Source organism: Shimia sp. MIT1388 (assembly GCF_047124445.1).
GTDB lineage: Bacteria > Pseudomonadota > Alphaproteobacteria > Rhodobacterales > Rhodobacteraceae > Shimia.
Genome location: NZ_CP138921.1, coordinates 52,836 through 73,681, shown reverse-complemented (window position 1 = coordinate 73,681; position 20,846 = coordinate 52,836). Strand labels below are relative to the sequence as shown.

20 protein-coding genes are annotated in these 20,846 nt (G+C 54.8%); 14 read left to right on the top strand and 6 right to left on the bottom strand.

Going from position 1 to position 20,846, the window contains the following annotated elements; translation table 11 throughout:
• Positions 1-3 precede the first annotated feature (3 nt).
• From SIB92_RS00330 to SIB92_RS00315, 4 genes are all read right to left on the bottom strand, one after another.
• Entirely contained in the window at positions 4-1,626 is a 1,623-nt protein-coding gene (locus tag SIB92_RS00330; RefSeq protein WP_412553942.1) for a caspase family protein, read from the bottom strand.
• A gap of 73 nt (positions 1,627-1,699) precedes the next feature.
• Positions 1,700-2,971 (bottom strand): hypothetical protein, encoded by a 1,272-nt coding sequence (locus SIB92_RS00325; RefSeq protein WP_412553941.1) that lies wholly within the window; start codon positions 2,969-2,971, stop codon positions 1,700-1,702.
• A 44-nt stretch (positions 2,972-3,015) separates the two neighbouring features.
• Complete coding sequence (locus SIB92_RS00320; RefSeq protein ID WP_412553940.1) at positions 3,016-3,204, bottom strand: hypothetical protein; 189 nt, start codon at positions 3,202-3,204, stop codon at positions 3,016-3,018.
• Between the two features lie 6 nt (positions 3,205-3,210).
• Positions 3,211-5,292, bottom strand: a complete 2,082-nt coding sequence (locus SIB92_RS00315; RefSeq protein WP_412553939.1) for a protein kinase domain-containing protein — start codon at positions 5,290-5,292, stop codon at positions 3,211-3,213.
• A 134-nt stretch (positions 5,293-5,426) separates the two neighbouring features.
• Between SIB92_RS00315 and tssH the strand changes: the two genes are divergently transcribed.
• Genes tssH through SIB92_RS00290 form a run of 5 tightly spaced genes read left to right on the top strand, consistent with a single transcriptional unit; the run spans position 5,427 to position 12,623 of the window.
• On the top strand, positions 5,427-8,177 hold the full coding sequence (tssH, locus tag SIB92_RS00310; protein WP_412553938.1) for a type VI secretion system ATPase TssH: 2,751 nt from the start codon (positions 5,427-5,429) through the stop codon (positions 8,175-8,177).
• Between the two features lie 18 nt (positions 8,178-8,195).
• Positions 8,196-9,335: a DUF2169 domain-containing protein gene (locus tag SIB92_RS00305; RefSeq protein WP_412553937.1), complete on the top strand. Its 1,140-nt coding sequence runs from the start codon at positions 8,196-8,198 to the stop codon at positions 9,333-9,335.
• Complete coding sequence (locus SIB92_RS00300) at positions 9,332-10,411, top strand: beta-ketoacyl synthase N-terminal-like domain-containing protein (protein ID WP_412553936.1); 1,080 nt, start codon at positions 9,332-9,334, stop codon at positions 10,409-10,411. The genes SIB92_RS00305 and SIB92_RS00300 overlap by 4 nt, the downstream gene beginning before the upstream one ends.
• Positions 10,408-11,700, top strand: coding sequence for a PAAR-like domain-containing protein (locus SIB92_RS00295; RefSeq protein ID WP_412553935.1), 1,293 nt, complete (start codon positions 10,408-10,410; stop codon positions 11,698-11,700). Before SIB92_RS00300 ends, SIB92_RS00295 begins: the two co-directional genes overlap by 4 nt.
• A 17-nt stretch (positions 11,701-11,717) precedes the next feature.
• The gene (locus SIB92_RS00290) at positions 11,718-12,623 is read left to right on the top strand and encodes a WD40/YVTN/BNR-like repeat-containing protein (protein WP_412553934.1); all 906 of its coding nucleotides are present in this window, start codon (positions 11,718-11,720) and stop codon (positions 12,621-12,623) included.
• Here SIB92_RS00290 and SIB92_RS00285 read toward each other — a convergent pair.
• Positions 12,605-12,961 carry a hypothetical protein gene (locus SIB92_RS00285; RefSeq protein ID WP_412553933.1) on the bottom strand — a complete coding sequence of 119 codons (357 nt, stop codon included), beginning with the start codon at positions 12,959-12,961 and terminating at the stop codon, positions 12,605-12,607. The genes SIB92_RS00290 and SIB92_RS00285 overlap by 19 nt on opposite strands.
• Positions 12,961-13,425, bottom strand: coding sequence for a DUF6484 domain-containing protein (locus SIB92_RS00280; protein WP_412553932.1), 465 nt, complete (start codon positions 13,423-13,425; stop codon positions 12,961-12,963). The genes SIB92_RS00285 and SIB92_RS00280 overlap by 1 nt, the downstream gene beginning before the upstream one ends.
• Positions 13,426-13,651: 226 nt before the next feature.
• On the opposite strand from SIB92_RS00280, the gene SIB92_RS00275 reads away from it, so the two are divergent.
• The 9 genes from SIB92_RS00275 (at position 13,652) to SIB92_RS00235 (ending at position 20,830) form a co-directional block, all read left to right on the top strand.
• The gene (locus SIB92_RS00275) at positions 13,652-14,083 is read left to right on the top strand and encodes a hypothetical protein (RefSeq protein ID WP_412553931.1); all 432 of its coding nucleotides are present in this window, start codon (positions 13,652-13,654) and stop codon (positions 14,081-14,083) included.
• Positions 13,999-14,715: a MotA/TolQ/ExbB proton channel family protein gene (locus SIB92_RS00270; protein WP_412553930.1), complete on the top strand. Its 717-nt coding sequence runs from the start codon at positions 13,999-14,001 to the stop codon at positions 14,713-14,715. The genes SIB92_RS00275 and SIB92_RS00270 overlap by 85 nt, the downstream gene beginning before the upstream one ends.
• Entirely contained in the window at positions 14,712-15,134 is a 423-nt protein-coding gene (locus SIB92_RS00265) for an ExbD/TolR family protein (RefSeq protein ID WP_412553929.1), read from the top strand. Before SIB92_RS00270 ends, SIB92_RS00265 begins: the two co-directional genes overlap by 4 nt.
• The gene (locus tag SIB92_RS00260) at positions 15,131-15,562 is read left to right on the top strand and encodes an ExbD/TolR family protein (RefSeq protein ID WP_412553928.1); all 432 of its coding nucleotides are present in this window, start codon (positions 15,131-15,133) and stop codon (positions 15,560-15,562) included. The genes SIB92_RS00265 and SIB92_RS00260 overlap by 4 nt, the downstream gene beginning before the upstream one ends.
• 410 nt (positions 15,563-15,972) lie before the next feature.
• A complete protein-coding gene (locus SIB92_RS00255) occupies positions 15,973-16,968 on the top strand; it encodes a hypothetical protein (RefSeq protein ID WP_412553927.1) in 996 nt (331 codons plus the stop codon).
• A 135-nt stretch (positions 16,969-17,103) separates the two neighbouring features.
• A complete protein-coding gene (gene tssA / locus SIB92_RS00250) occupies positions 17,104-18,240 on the top strand; it encodes a type VI secretion system protein TssA (RefSeq protein WP_412553926.1) in 1,137 nt (378 codons plus the stop codon).
• Between the two features lie 25 nt (positions 18,241-18,265).
• Positions 18,266-18,799, top strand: coding sequence for a type VI secretion system contractile sheath small subunit (gene tssB, locus SIB92_RS00245; protein WP_412553925.1), 534 nt, complete (start codon positions 18,266-18,268; stop codon positions 18,797-18,799).
• Between the two features lie 3 nt (positions 18,800-18,802).
• On the top strand, positions 18,803-20,311 hold the full coding sequence (tssC, locus tag SIB92_RS00240; RefSeq protein ID WP_412553924.1) for a type VI secretion system contractile sheath large subunit: 1,509 nt from the start codon (positions 18,803-18,805) through the stop codon (positions 20,309-20,311).
• Between the two features lie 30 nt (positions 20,312-20,341).
• Positions 20,342-20,830 carry an Hcp family type VI secretion system effector gene (locus tag SIB92_RS00235; protein ID WP_412553923.1) on the top strand — a complete coding sequence of 163 codons (489 nt, stop codon included), beginning with the start codon at positions 20,342-20,344 and terminating at the stop codon, positions 20,828-20,830.
• Positions 20,831-20,846 lie beyond the last annotated feature (16 nt).

The following is a 20,846-nucleotide window of genomic DNA, read 5'->3' as shown; positions in this document are numbered from 1 at the left end:
GGTTCACTCTTTCTGCTTGGGGAGAAAATCGGTGAGCCAGAACATGCTGCCCACCTCGGAAATTCTGGAACTGTGGACATGTTTCAAAAACTGGCCCGTGTCGGCCATCGCCCGCTGATTAACGTTTAGCGCACCACGTGTGCCCCCGCTGAAGTTAAGCAAAGCAAGTGAGGCGTCTTCTGGGACAAACAAAACGGACTGATCCAATAAACTGCGATAATACTGCCGGCTGCCGTCTAATCGTTCCAATACGGTGTCCCGCGCGTCCCTTATTGCTGCCACATCGCGCCTCGCCTGTGTCAACTCTGCAAGATATTCATCGTTGCCCGCCGCGATAGCCTCAAAGTCCCTCAAGGCATCTTCTGCGATAGTCAAAGTGCGTTCGACTCCGTTCAGGGCGACAAGATCGGTACGCATCCGTTGCGCCGTGGTTGAGGCCAACATCATCGACAACCGTGTAGCGTCGTCTATCATCCTGCCAAAATCAGCATCTCCTGTTGCCGTAGCGGTAGACTGATACCGCTCAAAAGCCGCTCCCAGTTCAGCATCACCAAAGGTCTTTGGCGACATGTCGGGCGGCACAAACCCAAGCATTTGTAAGGCAGCAATTGCCGCATCCGGGTTGTCACCCACAATTTCCAATGATGTTTGGGAAGCGGCTTTTGACGCCGAGCTGCCTCCAAGAGCCAAAATCGAAGCAGCGATGTCTGCGTACGTACCATTTGGGTATGTCGCCAAATATCCTTGAACAGCCTCAAGACTCCCATCCTGCGCGACCATTTGCCAACGCTGCATATCTGCGACCACCGGATCGCGGGGACCGGATAGCCCCTCGGTCTGAGCAAACGTTAGCTCGTTTAGCAAAGCTTCCTCGACCCATGGCACCTGTTTGCCCGCTGTTTTGATCACGACCTGCTGCCTGACCCGACCAATCAAGAGACGTACATCCAAGTTTGGTGTTTTAATATGGTCAAGCAAAGCGGCGGTGAAGACGCTGTTTCGACCCGCACCGTCAAAGGCCACATTGCCCGGATCCGTTGAATAAACAAACATAAGCCCCGCCCCGCCCGAAGTTCGCGCCAACCCCGATTGCTCAATTTCCGCAATGTCAAAAGGAGCATCCCGGCACGCGTCAACAAAGATCAATCCAGTCTTCGGACGGGCGCGCTCCAAAGCGCGACGAATTTCAGAAAGCGTTACGGAACTGCTCAGAAGAGTGCGCGTTTCAGCAACTGAAAAATCGCGACCTATGAGGTAGTTTTCCCCCGTATACTGAACACCATGCCCCGCAAAAAAGAACAGCGCGACTTCCGCGCCTTTGGCCGCGATTGTAAATCGAGACAACTCTTCCAACATCTGCTGACGCGTACCATCCCGCAAAACAGACACCCGAAATCCTAAAGCAGACAACGCCGCTTCCAAATCGTTTACGTCATTGGATGGATTGGCAAGAGACAGCGCTGGGTTATCAAAGTTTCCATTACCAACCAGCAACGCAACTCTGTCCGAGGCAAATGCGGCGAGGGCCGAAACTTGCCAGATCACTGCCGCTGCAAAAAAGACCGCGGCGGCTTTTAATCCCCTTTTAGTTCGGGTCTCTGGGCGTGATGTCCCAGCGTTCGACACCTGTTTATCCTCCCCTCACACGAATAAGCGTCAGCAGCCTTTACTTGGCCAAAACAAGGCGCTGACACTCAAACTAAAACTTGTACCCAAAATTGACGTTAACCTTTTTAAACCCGTGGTTCCCAATCGTGTAAGTTATGCCAAGTCGCGCGGCGTCCCATGTCAACCCATTCCGCGACTGCACCGTTCCAAGCGAAATGGCAAAGTCAGTGAAATTATCAATGTAAATGTCATCGCCAAAAATCTGCGTATTGACGATGGAAGCTTCCCAAGTGGTTGGCTGATCGAACAACCGCCAGTTAGTGCGTCCCGACGCTGACAAACCGTTTCGAGTCACTGTATTTTGCAGATCATAATCTGGGCTTTTTTCTCCGTCATTGGGACTACCAGTCGTAGAAATATAGCTGAGCATGTTGCCGAGATTAAAATCCAGCCCCATGGCTGTGAACCGGAATGAGGATGTGACCGAACCCGAATACATAAAGGCAAATGCCCCAAAATCGTCTGATCCCACGCCGCCAACACGCACACTTGGGGTCAAGGACCAGTTATCTAACACGGGAACGCGCAAGCCACCTCCAAGAGACGCCGAATAGGACTGCGAACCACCAATATCGACATAGGTCAGCGGCATTTCCAGAACGACCGCCCAACGCGGATCCGCCAGTGGTTTCACATAGGAAAGAGGCAGCTCAATTACTGTGCCGTCATTCCCGTCTACTGAAAACCGCCCCAAGCGGGCTGCTAAGCCAGGGATGCCACCAGACGTCTCTTCGACAGTGTTGTCATCATTCACCTTCACACTACCGTTCCCGCCAAAGCCTGAGCCAAGACCAAAGTCACTGGAGATCATGTTCGCTTGCAATGACGCCGGGTTGCCGGCGACAGGATCCGTCGCTGTTGTCCGTACTAAGAACTCGCCAAGCCTTGTCAGAATGTTGTCTTGGTTAGTGACCAAATAGTCGTCTAATGCATCCTCGCTCGCTTCACGAGTGGCCTCCGAAAACGTTTGACTGATGTCCAAATCGGGTATTTCGAAAATCAGCGTAGATCCCCTATCAGGGTATGTAAGGGAGTAGTCGACCCCTCGGAAGTCTCCCATCACTGTGGCGATCGAAGAAATTGTGTAAGCGGGATTCAGGCCTGTTAGGCCTTCCGACGTGGTTGTTTGATCAATAAAATCAACGGCATTTGTGAAGGACGTTTCCGTCGTAGTGCCATTGCTCGTAACGGTGACATTGAACAAAGGTTCTGCGTTGGTAGGCGCCATTGAGATTGCCAACACCAAAGCACTTACGGCACCAAGAACAGCTCTAGACCGGAGAGCAAAAAATTTGAGATCCAAAACAACCTCCCACAAATTAACTGGCTCAAAATAGCATAATTCTCTCAAATTCTCACCTTGCAGCAAAATCCTTGGGGCAGGCATTCACCTTCGACCTCAAGCGGCCGCGCCATCAATAAGCGCAATTTTTCCCTTTCATTCAAATCGCGCCCTTCAAACTTGTCATGCCGTTCGGCCTCGGCCCAGCGCGAAGCGATTGCCGGAAAGCTTGTGCAAAGCTCGAGCGCACTCATCACCAGTCAAGGCCGCGCATCTATGATACGCGTTGCCACGCCCAGAATGTCCTCGGCCCGATGCGCCATCAATTCCTCAAGCGCTGCCGCCACAGATGCCACGCTTTCCTCTGTTGGTCGTCTGATTTCAAACAGGGGGGATTTTGACAGAATAGCAATGACTTCAGATTTTCCGTAGTCCCCTTCCGTCACTTCGATCGCGAACTTTCTTGGATCCTGAGAGAGAGCTGAAACTGGCCAAAGAACCCTTATTTGGCGAATGCCAGCGACCACTTCCCCCAAGGCATCAATTTGATTTTCAGTGTCGTAGACGTTCGGTAAAACATGAAACACCTTGCCAGTGTTATCTACGACCATCACCCAAAGAGATGCACCGCTTATGCTTGCAGGCATTCGAATGTCGACCACCGGGTTTTCGCCGGTCGTAAAAATACCGGAAAGAGAGTCTTCTCCGGTATCGCCCTGCCCAAGCCGTACGGAAACGGTTTGGGCCAAAATTTGCGGAAGCACGGCACGTATGGCGCAAAGGTCGTCATTTAAAACCCGTGTTTCTACCTTGAGTTGGCGGTCGCCAATCAAAGGTTCAATACGGGTTTGAATGGCCAAGGCGTCTTCGACGCCGGCGACGTCGCCTACAACAGAGACATCATCAAAAAGCGCATATTTGGCGTCCTTATCACGCGTAAGCGAGAGCGCTCCGCACGTCGCAACTGTTGCCAGTTGTGGGATCAATGATTGCGCACCTAACACAACCGGCCCTGCCACCAAATCGGTCTCTACTGAAATTTTGGAGGACTGTGCCTGAGCAGCAAACGCATCGGCAATTTCTGCCCGCTGTTGGCTACTTGAGGCTACACCAACAACTTGCGCGGTAAGGTCTGTTAGAGACACACGCCACCCTTCAAGCTCTGATGCAATCTTCAAAAGCGCGGCCACATCTGAAGCCCATTGTGGAGACGGCGCACCTTGCGCCAAAGTCATGCTGCCTTCAGGGGGAGCCACTCCCGTTGCTTCGCGAAAAGCGCGTCGTAAGAGATCAGCGGAGGCGTCATCTGGAACATGAGACTCGATGAGGGCTTTGCCGTCTGACTCGTAAACGGCAAGGAATTCATAAGGGGTCGCAGTGGGTAACTCTGGCGTCAAAACGTCCAAGTACCAGAGAAGACCAGCTGCGCCCCCCAGGCCGCAGATTGTCACCAGGGCAAGTTTCCCCCACCGTGTTTTCCAGACATCGTTCTGGCTCTCATCCTGTTGATTGGGTCGCAATTTCCCTTCCAGCCAAGTGATCGCCGCGGCCGCGCTTGCTGGACGTTTGCTCATATCAGGGCTGGTGGTCCAATCAATCAGTTCCTTCAGCGGATCGGGTACACCCTCGGTATCCAACCGGTTCGCTTTGCGACGGACAATTTCAGCGGGCATCGCGCCCAAATCCGGGACTACCCCCCGCCACACGGCGAGCAGCGTTGCCCCCAGACCATAAATATCGGTTTGAAATTCAACGCGACCATCCAGTTGTTCGGGTGCCGCATATTCATACTTTCCAGCAAATTCGTTTCCGACAATTGTACGCGCGCCAGCGGCGGTATCTTTGGCGATCCCAAAATCGATAATGGTCGCTTTCTCGGGAAATCCATTGGCCAGAATGATGTTATCCGGAGACAAGTCACGATGGATAATGCCTTCAGCATGAGTGGCTTTCAAACCTTCAAGCACGCGATGCGCAACAATCAGCAATTCGCGCTCAGACATGCCTTGCTCGGTCATGATCTTATTGAGGGAAGGCCCGTCAATATAGTCCATGACCAGAAAAACGTGCCCGTCATCAGACTTGGAAACTTCGATGTATCGCACGACAGCATCATGTCGAATCGACCGCATTTGGTCTTCGCGTTTCATCAATTCGACGTAGTCTTCATTGCCCGAGAACTGCGCGTTTAACGCCTTAATCGCCACCTCTCGGTTATTGATCTGATTACACGCCAGATAGACCTCACCGGTTCCGCCGCGCCCTAAAACACCCTTAATTTCATAGGTGTTGTTCAATATCTGACCAACTTTAAAAATATCCGTAGGCAGAGGCGTCTTCATAGAAAGCTCCTAACAAGAGGGCGGAATTTCAAAGGTGTCGATTCAAATGCGAAACGCGGCTAATATGCTCAGTATACCTGAATTTTATTTTTTCATCGCTGTTGGTCGTCATCCCTTTTTCGGAGGACTTTGATATGTCTTCACGCGGGTCGCAGGATTCCATCAAACGCAAAGAGCTTGTGGGCAAGCTCAATCCAACTTGTCTGAAAGCCTTTTCAGAAGCCGCCCAGGCCGCAAAACGCCGCGGCAATCCTTATGTAGAGCTTGTGCATTTTATCACCCAATTGGCTGACACCGACGGGTCGGATTTTGCACTTTTGCTGGAGGCGGCGGGTGTAGATCGCCACACGTTTGACGGCGATGTGCTGCGCGCTACTGACGCCCTCCGCCACGGCGCAGGGTCCGTTGAGGAGTTTTCCGACCATATCTTCCGCGCCATTCAGGAAGCCTGGCAATTTGGTTCATTAGAGTTTGGCGACGACACCGTGCGCTCAGCCTATGTCCTTCTAGGAGCTCTACAGGTTCCCGTTTTGGAAGGCTTGTTGTTCAAGATCAGCCTTGAATTCGACAAACTGGATGGCCCCGCAATGGCCGCACAGCTTGAGGATTTACTGGCAGACTCCATTGAAGCCCCAGCCACCAAAGCTGACGATCAAGCACCTGCAGGCAAGAAAGCACCGGGTGGCAAATCCGCACTGGCGCAATTCGCAACCAATCTCACTGCACGCGCCCGTGATGGCAAAATGGACCCTGTGGTGGGCCGTGACCCTGAAATCCGCCAGATCGTCGACATTCTGATGCGTCGCAAGCAAAACAACCCTATCCTGACCGGGGAAGCAGGCGTCGGGAAAACGGCGGTGGTTGAAGGGTTTGCCCAGCGCCTGGCGCGCGGTGACGTGCCCCCCCAGCTGCGTAATGTCGATCTGCAGATGCTCGACATCGGACTGATGCAAGCCGGGGCCTCCGTCAAAGGCGAATTTGAAAAACGCCTGAAGGCGGTGATTGACGAAGTGCAAGGCTCCGACACGCCCATCATCCTCTTCATCGACGAAGCCCACACTCTCATTGGTGCGGGTGGAGCCGCGGGAACAGGTGATGCAGCAAATCTGCTCAAACCCGCCTTGGCACGCGGCGAACTGCGCACCATCGCGGCCACGACCTGGGCGGAATACAAACAACACATCGAACCAGATCCAGCCCTGACGCGCCGCTTTCAAGTCGTGAAGGTCGAAGAGCCGGATGAAGACAAGGCCGTTCTAATGTGCCGCGGCGTCGCTGGCGTCCTTGAAAAGCACCATCAAGTCGAACTTTTGGATGAAGCCATCGAAGCCGCAGTGAAGATGTCTCATCGGTACATCCCGTCTCGACAATTGCCGGACAAAGCCATCTCCCTCTTGGACACAGCCTGCGCACGGGTGGCGGTCAGCCAACACGCCACGCCGGCAGAGGTTGAGGACATTCAACGCCGCCTCGCAGCGTTGGAGATAGAGGAGGGTATCATTGAACGCGAAGAAGCGATTGGCATCGTCGTGGGGGATCGCAAGGCAGCTGTAGAAGCGTCTCTGGAAATGGCCGAAAGTGCACTTGACGCCGCCACGGCGCGTTGGGATGCGGAAAAAGACATGGTCGCAGAAATCCTGGAATTACGCGCGCAATTGCGTGGCGCGGGTGCGGCGGTGGATGACACCGGAGACATCGGCGACGCTGACCCTGCTGAGCTGGATCCCGAGGATCCAGCCGAAGACGGCACTTCAGCGGCAAACGACGCCACCGCAGCTGCAGCGCCCCCCTTTGACCGCGAAGAAACCTTGGCCACTCTGCGCGCACGTATGACAGCCCTGACACATGCACAGGGAGAAACGCCCCTCATTCTGCCAGCTGTCGACAAACAGGCAGTGGCAAGTGTGGTTCAGGATTGGACCGGCATTCCCATGGGCCGGATGATGGCCAGCCAAACTGAGCGCGCGCTTTGTTTAGCCCAAGATCTTGCTCAACGTGTTGTGGGTCAGGATCATGCAATGGAGATGATTGCCAACCGCATTCAGACCTCCGCTGCGGGCCTTAAACCTCCCGAGAAACCCGTGGGTGTTTTTATGCTTTGCGGGCCGTCTGGCGTTGGTAAAACAGAAACCGCATTGGCCTTGGCTGAACTGATGTATGGCGGCGAAGACAATATCATCTCCATCAACATGTCAGAGTTCCAGGAGGCCCACACGGTTTCTACCCTCAAAGGCGCGCCTCCGGGCTATGTTGGGTACGGCAAAGGCGGCATCCTGACCGAAGCGGTGCGTCGCCGCCCCTATTCAGTTGTGCTGTTGGATGAGGTCGAGAAAGCCCACTCCGACGTGCATGAGATCTTCTTTCAAGTCTTTGACAAAGGCATGATGGATGACAGTGAAGGGCGTCGGATTGATTTCAAAAACACCCTGATCCTGCTAACCTCCAATGTTGGCTCTGACGAGATCATGGCCATGACGGAAAACGGCGCACAACCGGCTGACATGGACGAACTGAACCAGTCTTTACGCGCGCCTTTGCTCAAGGTCTTTCCCGCCGCCCTGCTGGGTCGAGTAGTTACCATTCCGTATTACCCGCTGTCGGACTCGATGATCGAGGCGATTGCAGGTTTTAAACTCAAATCCATCGCCAAGCGCTTGGGCGAAGGATACGGGGCGGATCTTGTGATCGGCGAAGGCGCCATGGATGTAATCAAGGCCCGCGCCACGGAAATTGAAAGTGGCGGACGCATGATCGACGCCATCCTGACCAACACGCTGATGCCCGAATTAAGCCGCCGCATCCTCAACCATAATCTGGAGGGCAAGGAGCTCTCCAAAGTCACGGTCACCGGCGGAGAGGATGGCTTTTCTTATCATTTTGAGTGACCTCGGGAGCGGACAGAGATGAAAGTCTACAACCGCCACGGCTATTTGCATCAGCACACCATGGGCATGGATGTGGCCGGGCGGGAATACTTCTCTTTGGTGATCAAAGGCACTTGGGCGTTCCCAGACAATCCCGGAGCACCAATGCGCCTTCTGCCTGAGACAGAGCAGACACCACTGGTAATGGCAGATCAACACACCGGAGAGCCTGGGTACTCCGCCACCTTGTGGGAAACCGATTTTGCCTTTCGTAAGCCTGCCTGTGATGTGGTGGTTCAAGGCTCAGCCTATGCCCCAGACGGGCAAAGGGCCGAACGGGTGCAAGTTGGCATACGTGTTGGGGATTGGCACAAAACGCTGGTGGTGGTGGGGCATCGTGAATGGCGGGTTGTCGGCCCGGCAATCATGGCCACTGATCCCTATCCATTCAGCCGCTTACCCTTTTCTTATGATGTCGCTTTTGGCGGCACCGATCACCTCGATCCAGATGAGGAAAACCCGCACTCTTACGCAGCCAACCCTGTAGGACGCGGCTTTGCAACGCCGCGCAATCAGGAGCGCCTCAGCGGTGAGCCTCTGCCTCTGACCGAAGAACCCGGAATTGAAGTCACTTCGCCTTATGAAGACTACCGGCCTATGGCGCTGGGGCCGATTTCCCGTGCCCACGCAGATCGGCTGAAATGGGCGGGTACCTACGACCAGAAGTGGCAAGATGAAGTTTTTCCTTTCTTGCCCCGTGATTTTGACGAGCGATACTATCAGCAGGTAGACAAAGATCAGCAGATCCCACCACCTGTCACAGGCACTCCCGTTACCACGCTCAACCTCACGCCAAAAGGTCGCGAGCAATTCCAATTGCCGCAAACCGATCTCCCTGTTCGATTATTTCGTGGGTGGGAGGAAGCCTATTCTGGCGTTGTGCGACCGGACACGCTGCTGTTTGATACCGAGGCCCGGCGGATGTCGATGGTTTGGCGTGTGGACGTGCCGCTAAAGCGCATCATCACTGAAATCACTGAGGCATGGATCGGAGCTCCAGCCAAAGGTCTTGAGCGTGCAAAACGGCAAGGCAAAACCTACCATCCACGCGGCCGACGCTTCCGTCTGCCGGGCGAGACGCCCATCCCAACGGAAACAGACACAAAGGCCTTGTCATGACGACACTCAAAGGACTTGGCCTTAATATCATCTCCGCGGGCATGGTTACGGCTGTTGGCTTAAACCGGGCCGCATCTGCAGCGGCCTTACGCGGAGCGATTGACGGCTTTGCAGAAACTCAGTTTGTCGTGCCGGGCGGCGATTGGTTGCTAGGGGCACCGGTGCCGCTGCCCAAAAACTGGATTGGAGAAAAGCGTCTTGCCCATCTGGCTGCCGGTGCCGTCGTTGACTCATTGGCGGAGCATGTATCTGTCAAAGCCGACCTAGAGGTGATTTTTTGTCTGGCGGAACATGAGCGCCCCGGTCGTCCAGTGCGTGATCCCGAGAGTTTTGCCCAAAAGGTTCTGAAATTCGCGGGCCTCCCCCCCCAAACCAAATGCCAAGTGGTCACCCATGGGCGCCCCTCCGGCTTTGTGGCGCTGGAACGGGCGAGACGATCGCTTAAGGACGGTGAGACTGAGCACGTTCTGATCGTTGGCGCAGACACGCTTCTGACCGGCCCAACAGTCGCGCACTACTTACGTGAAAACCGTCTTCTGACGGCCGAGAACGCCAATGGGTTTATCCCAGGAGAAGCTGCTGCCGCCATTCTCTGCACCGCCGGAGAAGCCACACATTTTGCATTGGCTGGGCTTGGCCTCACCCGAGAAAAGGCTTTTCTCTACAACGGATTAGACAAAGACGGGCTAGACATACCCTTGCGTGCAGACGGCATGACACAAGCCTACCGGGACGCCCTGGAAATGTCAGCCCTACAGGATTTTGGGCGGATAGATTTTCGACTGTCTGATGTCTCCGGGGAACATTTTTTCTTCAAACAGAGTGCCTTGTCGATGCAGCGTACCATGCGCCTGCACCGTGATCCTCAACCAATATGGAGCCCGGCGGATTGTCTCGGCAACATTGGCGCTGCGTTTGTGCCTTTGATGGTGGCCTGGGGGCTTGAAGCTTTTGAGAAAGGCTATGCAGATGGTCATCTTATCATGGTCGAAGGCTCGGGCGATGATGGCGCCTGCGGCGCCGCAATCTTCCAAACGCCCAACCGAGGAGATGTTCGTCAGGGGGATGCCGCATGACCGTTTTTGCCAACAGCCTCGAAGTCAGCTGCAAGGCACAGGCCAACAAGGTCATCGCCGCCACACCCGACGTCTGTATGACCCCTCCAGAAAACCCGGCCACTCCACCTGGCGTGCCAGTACCTTATCCAAACTTCGGTTCGGATGGAGACACCGACAAAGGCACGGGGTCGGTCAAAATCGGCGGCAAAACTGTCAATCAGAAAAACTCTTCTTACTTCAGTAAGACAACCGGAGATGAGGCGGGCTGCGCTGCGAAAAAAGGCGTAATCAGCTCCAAAAACACCGGCAAAGCCTACTCTCAAGCCTATTCGATGAACGTGAAGGCCGAGGGTAAGAACGTCACCCGGTTTTCCGATATTCAAACCGACAATCACGGCTCGCCCCCCAACACGCCCCCCTGGCCTAAGATTGGCAAACCCCATGTGCCGGGAAGTCCTGACCCCTGTGAAAGTGAAAAGCGAAAAGTTGCTGAGGCCTGCGATGGCAAGACAACGGACGAAGTCTGCAAAAGCACAGGCTTAGACAAGAAAGTTGGCGAGCGGGCCAAGGAAATAGGCACCCGTGACGGCTACAACACGACCATTTCCACCGATCAAGGTGATTTCAAAGACAATGCGGATGTCATCGAGATTTCAAACAAGGCTCAGCAAAATGATTGCTTGGCGGCACTGGCATGCCAGCTGCCTCCCTACGGCGGCTCCGGCACCAACAATTGTCCTTGTCCAGGACAGACTGGCCACCACATGGTGCCAGCCTCCGCGTTCTACAACAAAGGTAGAGGGGAAAACCCAAAACCGGACGAAAAACCTCTAAGCATTTTCAGCCGCATGGCAAATCCAGATTGGCCACCGGGAAAATCCGCGCCACCATACGCAGCGGCAGACGCACCCTGCGTATGCGCAGAAGGCTGTTCAAACACAACCGGATCGCACGGCATGATGCATACGGAAATGAGCGCGTTTGTCTCCGCCAATTCCAGTTCCAACAGCGTTGGGGTCATCACCGCCCAATCTCCAGGACGGAAAACAATCCAAATTCAGGAAATGGAGACCTGCTCTTATGAGGACATGCGCAACGAAGCAATACGCTCAATGGACGTCGTCTTTCCACTCTCCGATTGTTCCCCCGCCTGTTTGCAGGCGCAGTTAGACTCCTACCATTGTGACACATTAGGCATGCCACCGTCTCGCCAGCTCAGAGGAGAGCGGTGTGGCAAAAGCAGTAAGGTTGAGAGCGCGGCCATGGCCTATACAAGAGAGAGAGCCCAGATGTTGCGCGGCTCATAACGTGGAAAAGAGAACACATGCGGCCTTTCTTTAACAAAATGTCCTTAACGCGCGCCGCGGTGCAAAGCGATGATTTGGCGTGCATGGCCTTGATCATGGATGATTTCGCCTACCAGTTTGAGGATCCTCACGCAGCTATCTACACTCTAACGCCTGAATTGGGGACCGAATTGTCTTTTGTGGACTTTGAAGTCTCTGATCTTACTTGGGCGCGCGATGGCAAGCGGGTCGTCGCAATAGGGCATTACGGAGAGGCGGTGGTTTTTGAGGATGGAGCAGTAGGGCCATTGGAGGAAATCAACGGCGCTGAAAACCCTGTTCGCGGTGTGGCAGAAGTGGACAACGACGTGGTCGCCTGCGGGGGAAACCTCGCTGCATACCGCAGAAGCGAGGACGGTACCTGGACCGAGTTTGGTCCAGACGCCAACTTGAGAAAAGAGTTCCCACAAAACCATCTTGAAGCCATCGATGGATTTTCCCAAAACGAGATGTATGCAGCGGGGCGGGATGGCGTTGTCTGGTGGTTTGATGGCGCCACCTGGTCACCTGTCCAATGCGCTACGAACTTGGCATTCACCTGCGTGCACTGCGCATCAGATGGATTTGTATATGCAGGCGGAATGACCGGAATTGTCGCTAAAGGACGGCGCGACGAATTTTTAGTTTCTACACCGCCGTCACCGTTGCAAGACATCTGGGGCATAGTGGAGTTTAATGGTGAGGTCTATTGCGCCATGATGCGCGCCTTGATGACTTGGAATGAGGCAGACGGATTGACACCAGCGCTCGAGCCCATGACGCTGGCGAGCTCATTTTACAACCTCGGACGTGGCCCTCAAAAACTGTGGAGCCTGGGTGACAAGGATGTTTTGACATTCGATGGTGCCGTTTGGACCCGTATTAATCAGGTCGGCGTTGCGTAACCTTCCAGCTTAGCCGCCAAAAACTCCCGCACTGCCTCCAAGTCTAGCTCACGCACACGCAAGTTAGCCGCTTCCGGCTGCAACATGCGCAATAAAAACAGCTCTCCTGCTTCGGGAAACTCTTCATACCGCTCCTGCGCAATTTTTAGCCCGTGTTTTCCGGCCACCCGCATCGCATCCAAATGCGCCTCAAGCCTCTCGATCAACCGATCCAGCCGCTCCTCATCCATATCGGGGTTTTCATCGGGGTTCAGAAGATGCCAGTCGTAAGTTACCCACAGATGTGCCGCCTCTTCGGCATGTTGGCGCACGATGTCTTTCAGGATCGGCACAGACATCAGTTAAGGTTTACCGAGGCACCCCGAATACGGTTTGCCCCCGAAGCCTGGCTGACCAAATGTTTGCCACGAATAGTGATATGACCATCCGCTTCCATCACAATTGCCGATTTTCCGACGCGCAGTTCAATACGTTGTTCCGCAGTCACCTTAAGCGTTTGACCATCGCTGATTACTTGCATTGGAGGCGCATCTGATGCCTTGACTGGGTCAAAAATGCGCCCCACGATCAAGGGCCGATCCCATGCGCCGTCCTCAAAAAGCAGCGCAACCTCACCGCCGACCTCCTTGGGAGAAAGCGGGCAAAGGCTGCGGGCTGCTAGGGCTACATCCTCGGGATTCCCCGGAAACACCACCAGTGGTTTCCCATCCTCAAAACCAAGCAAAAGTCCAATCACCACGCCATCTATATGCGTATTTGCTTGCTCCGCGTGGGTCTTTGTCTGCGGGGTCTTAACGTCCAAAACGCTCAACTCCTTTCACTGCCCTTGCGGCACAAAATTTGCGGCACGGACCTTACTCGACACACTGCCAAGTCAAAATGAAGGTAGCACAGCCATCAAGTTTGTGTCGATGCCCCGTTCTGTATCACTTTGATTGAGCCTAGGCGAAGACGCGCGACTGGGCGGGATTTTACAAGAATCGTCTCACTGGCTAGGCTTGTTTCGTTTCAGCCATAGGAGCGATCCATTGCGAAAGACCCTTTTCCAGACACTGACATTTTTTCTTTCTCTTACGCTGACCACGCCCTCACAGTCGCAGGAACAACTCACTGGGCAGCTTTCTGTGGAGCTCAATAAGCTGGAAGCTGGCGAAGCCACCTGTCAGGCCTTCTTCCTATTCCGCAACGAAGCGGGCATAAGCTTTGAGGCCTTAGAATTGTCCTTTGCCATTTTGGACACCGACGGGATCATCAACCAGTTGCTGACCGTTGACGCCGCGCCAATTCCAGTGGCCCGCACGTCCCTCAAACTCTTCGAGTTCCCGGACATCACTTGCCCCCAGATTGGCGAGTTGCTTTTGCATGACATCCCCGCATGCACGCCACAAAACGCAGAGCCTCGCGACTGTTATCCAATTGTCACTCTATCAAGCCGGGCCGCGGTGCCGCTGATCAAATGACAAACATTCTTGATCTAGGATCCGCGCTGCCGGTGCTCCTTCTGTTGGGGCTGTTGTCTGTCCTGTCAGTTGCAGTGTTTCTCGCACGCCTCATTAACCTGGGGCTTCGCACAAGGGGGAGCGATGCGCGTACTCGCTGGCTAATCGCCTTAGAGGAAGGCACAGTACCCGCCCCTCCAAGGGGCCAAGCCGCGGCTGATCAGATAGCTGAAGCAGCGGCAAGTCGTCTGCAGCTAGGACAAGGCGGCGCTCACGTCTCTGAAACGCTGCACCCCGCGGCACAACGCGAGGTGACGCGCCTTTTCTCCGGTATTCGCACTTTGGAACTGATTGGGATGGTCGCGCCCTTACTTGGCCTTTTGGGCACCGTGCTTGGTATGATCCAATCCTTTCGATCGTTGGAACTTGCCGAAGGCGCGGCAAATGCATCCATTCTTGCAGGCGGGATTTGGCAAGCTCTACTAACCACCGCAGCGGGGCTGGTCGTCGCCATTCCTGCGCTGGCAGAAGCCGCTTGGCTCACCGCCCGGGCCGAAGCCGAAACGCAAGAAGTCGAGACCGTCTTGGCCGGGATTCGTTTGGCGGCTGCTCCAAAGCCTAGCCCAACAAACTCTCCGGAGTCGTCACAATGACTTTGGACCGCCCACAGGCCGCGCGTGGACGCATCTCTCTGGTGCCTCTGATCGATGTGCTGTTTATTCTGCTGGTCTATTTCATGGTGACCTCCGTTTACCTGGATCTTGACATGATCCCAGTCACTCGAAAGGCGGATTTCCCAGCCCAAAGCCAACAGGAAAGCACCACAAATGAAGGCACACGCGTTCTTTTGCGGATCTCCAGCGCAGGTACCATGAACCTGCGCGGTCTCTGGATTGACGAAACAAATCAAGCCAAAGCTCTAAATTCCTTAGCGGCAGAAGTCCCACCCCCGCAGGTGCTGATTTTGCCCTCTGGTTTCGCCCCTCTTTACTCCTTGACCGATACTCTAGATGCGTTGGCACTGGCTAGCCTAAAAAACGTCCGCGTTGTCCGGATTGAGAGCCAGCCATGACCCGGCGTTTTTCCCTCCCTCCACCTCAGCAATACGACCTGAGCCGACCACAGCGTCGCCCCCAAAACGAGCCAATCATTGCCTTGGTGGATGTTGTCTTTTTTCTGCTCGTGTTCTTCATGCTGGTGGCACGCTTGGATGCCACTGCGCCATTTGAGGTCGTCCCGCCCAGCGCCGCATCCGGGCGAGACATGCCTGGAGGAGGCATCACAATTAGCATTGCTCGCGACGGCCAGATCGCAGTCAACGGCACGGTGCATGATGTCGAAACGTGGCTGGCGGTGACAAAAGACATTGCCCAGCGCGATCAGACAAAACTCCTGCGCGTGAATGCCCACCGCGCAACGCCTCTCAGGTTTGTGTTGCCAATCACCGAGGCCCTTGAAGCCGCCGCCCTTGCAGAAGTGGTCCTTGTGGTTACGCCATGAGATTGCGTATGGTCCTTGCCACTTTTGGTTCACTTGGTCTCCACGGCGGGGCCGCCACTTTGGGATTGGCGCTTGTGGCACCCACACCGGTTCCGCAGCAAACCCAACCCGAAAGCAGTCTCAGCCTCGCGGTGACACGGGTACCACGGTTAGAAGCCCGCCCGGCGGCACCTGACGCGCAGCAACTGGAGGCCGATAGTTTACCCTCACTCGCAACTCCGGCGCTGACTTCCCGCGACGCGGTGCAGTCTTCGCGCGTAGGTGCAAGCGCGAATCTTCCCTCCGCGTTTCTCGAAAGCGCTGCGACGTCCATTACACGGGTCACGGATACGCTAATCTCCCCAGCCACGCACATTCCGCTGTCCACGGGTAGTTTCCCCGTTCCCTCGTTGTCGACTGACGCAGTTCTGGTGCAAGCGGAAGGTCTGATCAGCCAACCCGTAACCTCAACCCCGCAAGCCCTTTCCACCCAAGTTGCGGCAGAATTGGGAGAACTCCTCCTAAACACCAAAAAGCCGGCATCGGTACCCATCCACGCAGCAGCACCACCCCACCCGCAATACTCAGCGCAAAAGCCTGCCGCACCACTTGTCGCCGCAGCCTTCGACTGGAGTGGAGCCCCATCGTTTGACGCATCCAGCCTAAACACTGTTGCAGCCTTCTTACGTCCAGACTCTTCTACAGGTCGAAATATGCGGGACGCGCTCGCGGCGGCACTTAAAGCCCCGAATTGCGCGCGGGTGCAAACCGCCTTTGACCCGGATACCGGCGCGTTGGAATTACGAGGCCACTTGCGCGACGAAGCTCAACGCGCGCCGCTTTTATCCGCCCTTTCAAATCAACTTGGTGCAGGTCTTCCGTTACAGGATCAATTGTTGATTTTGCCTCCCCCACAGTGCGCCATCCTAACATCTTTGGACCAACTGGATCTGCCACAATCCGAGGAACAGTTCACCGATCCAATGCTTGTGGGAGACCAATCCCAAGTGAAGACCTACAACTTTGTAGCGGGTCAACGGCTGATCGTTGACCTGGAAGCTCCAGACTACCCCGCCTTTGTTTATCTTGACTACTTCGATGCTAACGGAGACGTGATACATTTGGTGCCAAGCGCGCAACGTCCACTGAAAGCCTATGATCCGGCCGCGGTGTTTTCAATCGGACGGCCTGACCCGGAAACCGGCGCACCACCGGCGTTGGTTCTGGAAATTGCACCGCCATTTGGCCAGGACATCGCTGTTGCCTACGCCGCCAGTCATCCCCTCTATGAAGAGCCGCGCCCGTTTGTTGAGCCTGCCGCGGCATATTTGACATTTCTTCAGGATCGGATTGCACAGGTTCGTAGCAGCCATGGCGACTTTCGCGGTGAATGGGCCTACCTCTTTGTGGCTACACGTAAAAAGTGAAACTGACCAAAAGTAGTTTGATTTGACACGCCTCGGAAATCGCCACGCTCAGCCAAACTTGCTCGAATCATAAACTTCTGTGATGCTGGATGGGTTTTAAGTCGCTAAGAATTTTTTCATTTTGGAGAATGAGGCATGGATATTTCCAGCCTCCTCGGACCTCTAGAGGGGGACTCTCCGTCCGGTATTGAACTCAGAAATGAGAGTGAATTTCACTCTCTTGAGCGAATGGTCCAGCCAGCCGGACGTGAACATCGCCTGAACGACGACGGGTCAATCAATCCAAAAACACCGGATGTTGATTGGACAGTTGTAGCAACGGACGCATCGGCGCTCGCAATGAAAGGGCGGGATCTGCGCCTGCTCGTGATTGTTGTGCGAGCCCTCTACGCGCAAAATGAATTTGAAGGTCTCAACACTGGTCTAAAACTGCTGATCGACACCTTGGATCAGCATTGGGACACACTGCATCCAGCCTTGCGCGAACGGGACGATCCAAAGATGGCCACCCTGCCCCGTGCCAATGCCCTGCGCCAGCTCGAAAACGACGACAACGGTTTGCTTGGAGATCTAAAGTTTGATGTGGTGCTCAATCCGCGCGGCATTGGTGCCATTTTTGGCGACGATTTAGCCAAAGCTTCGCTCAGCAACTATGACATGCTCAGTCGCGCTGCTGATGGTCTTAGCCAGAATGAAAAAGACGCTCTTTCCGCCAAACATGAAGACTTGGTCAATCGGGTTAACGCAGCGTCCCGCTTATTTGCCGATCAAGACGGCGAGGCGGCGGCACAGATGGTCACCAGCATTGCAGAGTGTGAAACCAGCACTGCCGCTCTTGTCGAGAAGTTTGCAAACCTGTCCGCCATTACCGACGGAACGGGTCTCACCCTGTCGGAAATGGCCGAGTATTTGGCGCAGATCAAAGCCACATTAGAGAGCGCCATTGCAGTGATCAATGACAACGCTCCACAACCCGAAGCCGGTGCAAGTGCCGCTTCCGCAGTGCGGACCAACGGTGCCGCGCCAACAGACCACAACGCTGTTTCCACGGCCTCTGCAGCGGTCAATTCCCGTGAAGACGTTGAATCCGCATTGGATCGGATCGTGGATTTTTATGAGCGCACGGAGCCGTCCAGCCCCATCCCCCATCTCGCCCGGCGCATGCGACGCATGGTGGCAATGGATTTTCTGGAACTGATGGAGGAAGTCGCACCGTCTGGCCTGAAGGAATTTCGAAATATCGCGGGGGTCGAAGACAGCCGCAAAAAGTAGCATTGCTAAGGAGGGCTTTTGAAGAATGAACACGAGTAAGCAGAAGGTCATAGAGCGCAATCGGGCCCCGCGGGTCCAAATCGCTTATGATGTAGAACACTACGGCAGCCCAACAACCATCGAACTGCCGTTTGTCATGGGCGTCATGGCCGACCTAGCCGGTGCAAGCGAAACGCCCGAAGCCCAAAAACCAATCAATGACCGCGCTTTTGTGGAAACCGACGCTGGCCGCTTTGGAAAGTTCATGGAAGCGCTCTCTCCGCGGGTCAAAACGCGGGTTCCAAATACGCTTCCTGCGGCAGAGGGAGAAGAAAAAGACGAAGAGCTTTTTGTCGACCTCACGTTCAAAAATATGGGCGACTTTGCACCCGACAAAATAGCCGAACAGGTGCCCGCGCTTGCTGAGCTGCTCAAGATGCGTGGTCAGCTAGAAGAACTGCTGAGCTACATGGATGGCAAGGTGGATGCGGAAAAGCGCATCGCTCAGCTTCTCAACAACGAACCACTGCTCCAACAAGCCGCCGAAGCGGCTGTGGAAGCGGAAAAAGAGGAGGGCTAAGTCGTGGCTGATGAAGAACTCAAAACCGGTGGCGCCGCCGCAGAAGCTGAGGCGCTTGATCTTGGCGAATTCAGTGATTTGCTGGAAAAAGACTTCCGCGTCAAAGACAAGGAAGGCGAGAAGCTCAAGGCTTTGGTGTCCAATCTCGCAGTTGCGGCGCAAGAACGGTCCGGCACAACAGCCATATCCGGAAATGCAATCAAATCCATCAAATCTCTGATTGGCGGCATCGATCAGATTCTGTCGGATCAGATGAACGAGATTTTACACGCGCCGGAAATTTCCAAAATGGAAGGTTCATGGCGTGGTCTGCACTATCTGATAAACAACACCGAGACCGATCAGAAACTCAAGATCCGCGTGCTCAACATCAAGAAAGATGAGCTGGCCGATCACCTAGAGGACTACGAAGGTCAGATGTGGGACCAGTCTCCGATCTTCAAAAAAGTCTACACTGATGAATACTCGATGCTGGGTGGTGAACCATTTGGGGCAATTGTGGGCGACTATGAGTTTAGCCACAAACCAAAAGACGTGGGCTTATTACGTAATATCTCCGGCATTGCAGCCTCCGCGCACGCACCGTTCATTGCGGCCGTCGCACCGCAGCTCTTCCGCATGGAAAGCTGGCAAGAACTGCCCAATCCACAGGATCTGGAGCAGATCGTTTCAAGCCCGGAATATGCCAGTTGGCAGTCTTTGCGAGAAAGCGAAGATGCGCGGTACATCGGGCTTGCCATGCCCCGTGTTCTAGGACGCTTGCCGTATGGTGCCGAAACCGTACCGGTCAAAGGCTTCGATTTCGAAGAAGTCATTGATGGCAAGCACGACCACTACACCTGGATGAACGCGGCTTATGCCATGGGGGTGAACATCAACCGCAGCCACAAAATCTCTGGTTGGGGCACCCAAATCCGTGGCGTGGAATCTGGTGGTACAGTGATGAACCTACCGGTCCATACCTTCCCGACGGATGATGGATCTGTGGCTATGAAATGCCCAACCGAGATCGCGATTGACGACCGTCGCGAAGCGGAACTGGCCAAACTGGGCATGATGCCAATCCTGCACCGCAAGAACACGGACGTCGCGGCCTTTATCGGCGCACACAGCCTACAAGACGACGAAGCGCGCGCCGGACGCCTCGTAGATCCGGACGCCCAAGCCAATGAACGCCTCTCAGCCAACTTGCCTTACCTTTTCCCGGTCAGCCGATTTGCCCATTACCTTAAGGCGATCGCACGTGACAAGGTCGGCACGTTCAAAGAACGCGGAGATATGCAGATCTGGCTCAGCGAGTGGATCAACCGCTATGTGTTGGCCAACCCGGCCATGGCGGATGATGCGGCCAAAGCAAAGCGCCCCTTGGCGGCAGCCGAAGTTCAAGTGGACAGCGTCGAGGGGCGACCAGGGTATTACAACGCCCGTTTTTTCCTACGCCCCCACTATCAACTGGAAGGTATCAACGCCTCTCTACGTCTCGTATCGGAGTTGCCTTCCGTCAAATCCTGATTTTCGTAACCAGTAAAATGGAGAAATCAAATGGCACTAACAGGTTATCTGAGTATCGAAGAAATTCCCGGTGAAAGCCAAAGGGTCGATCACGAGGACCAGATTGATGTTCACGACATTTCGTGGAACATCGAACAGGGGTCTGCGGCACAAATTGGTAAGGGTCGCGCGCGCGCCCGCGCGCAGGTCGACGCGCTGCTGATGAAAAAGCATCTGGATGCGGCGTCACCCTATCTGGCTTTGGCCTGTATGCAGGGCAAGTCCTTTGCCAAATGGGAGCTATTCCTCCGCAAAGACTCTGGTGATGCCCACATCGACTATCTGCACATCACCATGGAAAACGTCACCATTTCCAAGTTTGAAATGATTGGTGTCGGTGAAGATGAAGGCGGCCAGCTGGTTGAAGAGGTGCTGGGCGCCGTATTTGAGAACGTAACCGTCAAATACACAGTTCAGGAAGAAGACCACTCTGCCGGCGACGAACATGAAATCACCTACGACATCGCGGCCGGGGTCTAACCCTGACGCAGGATGC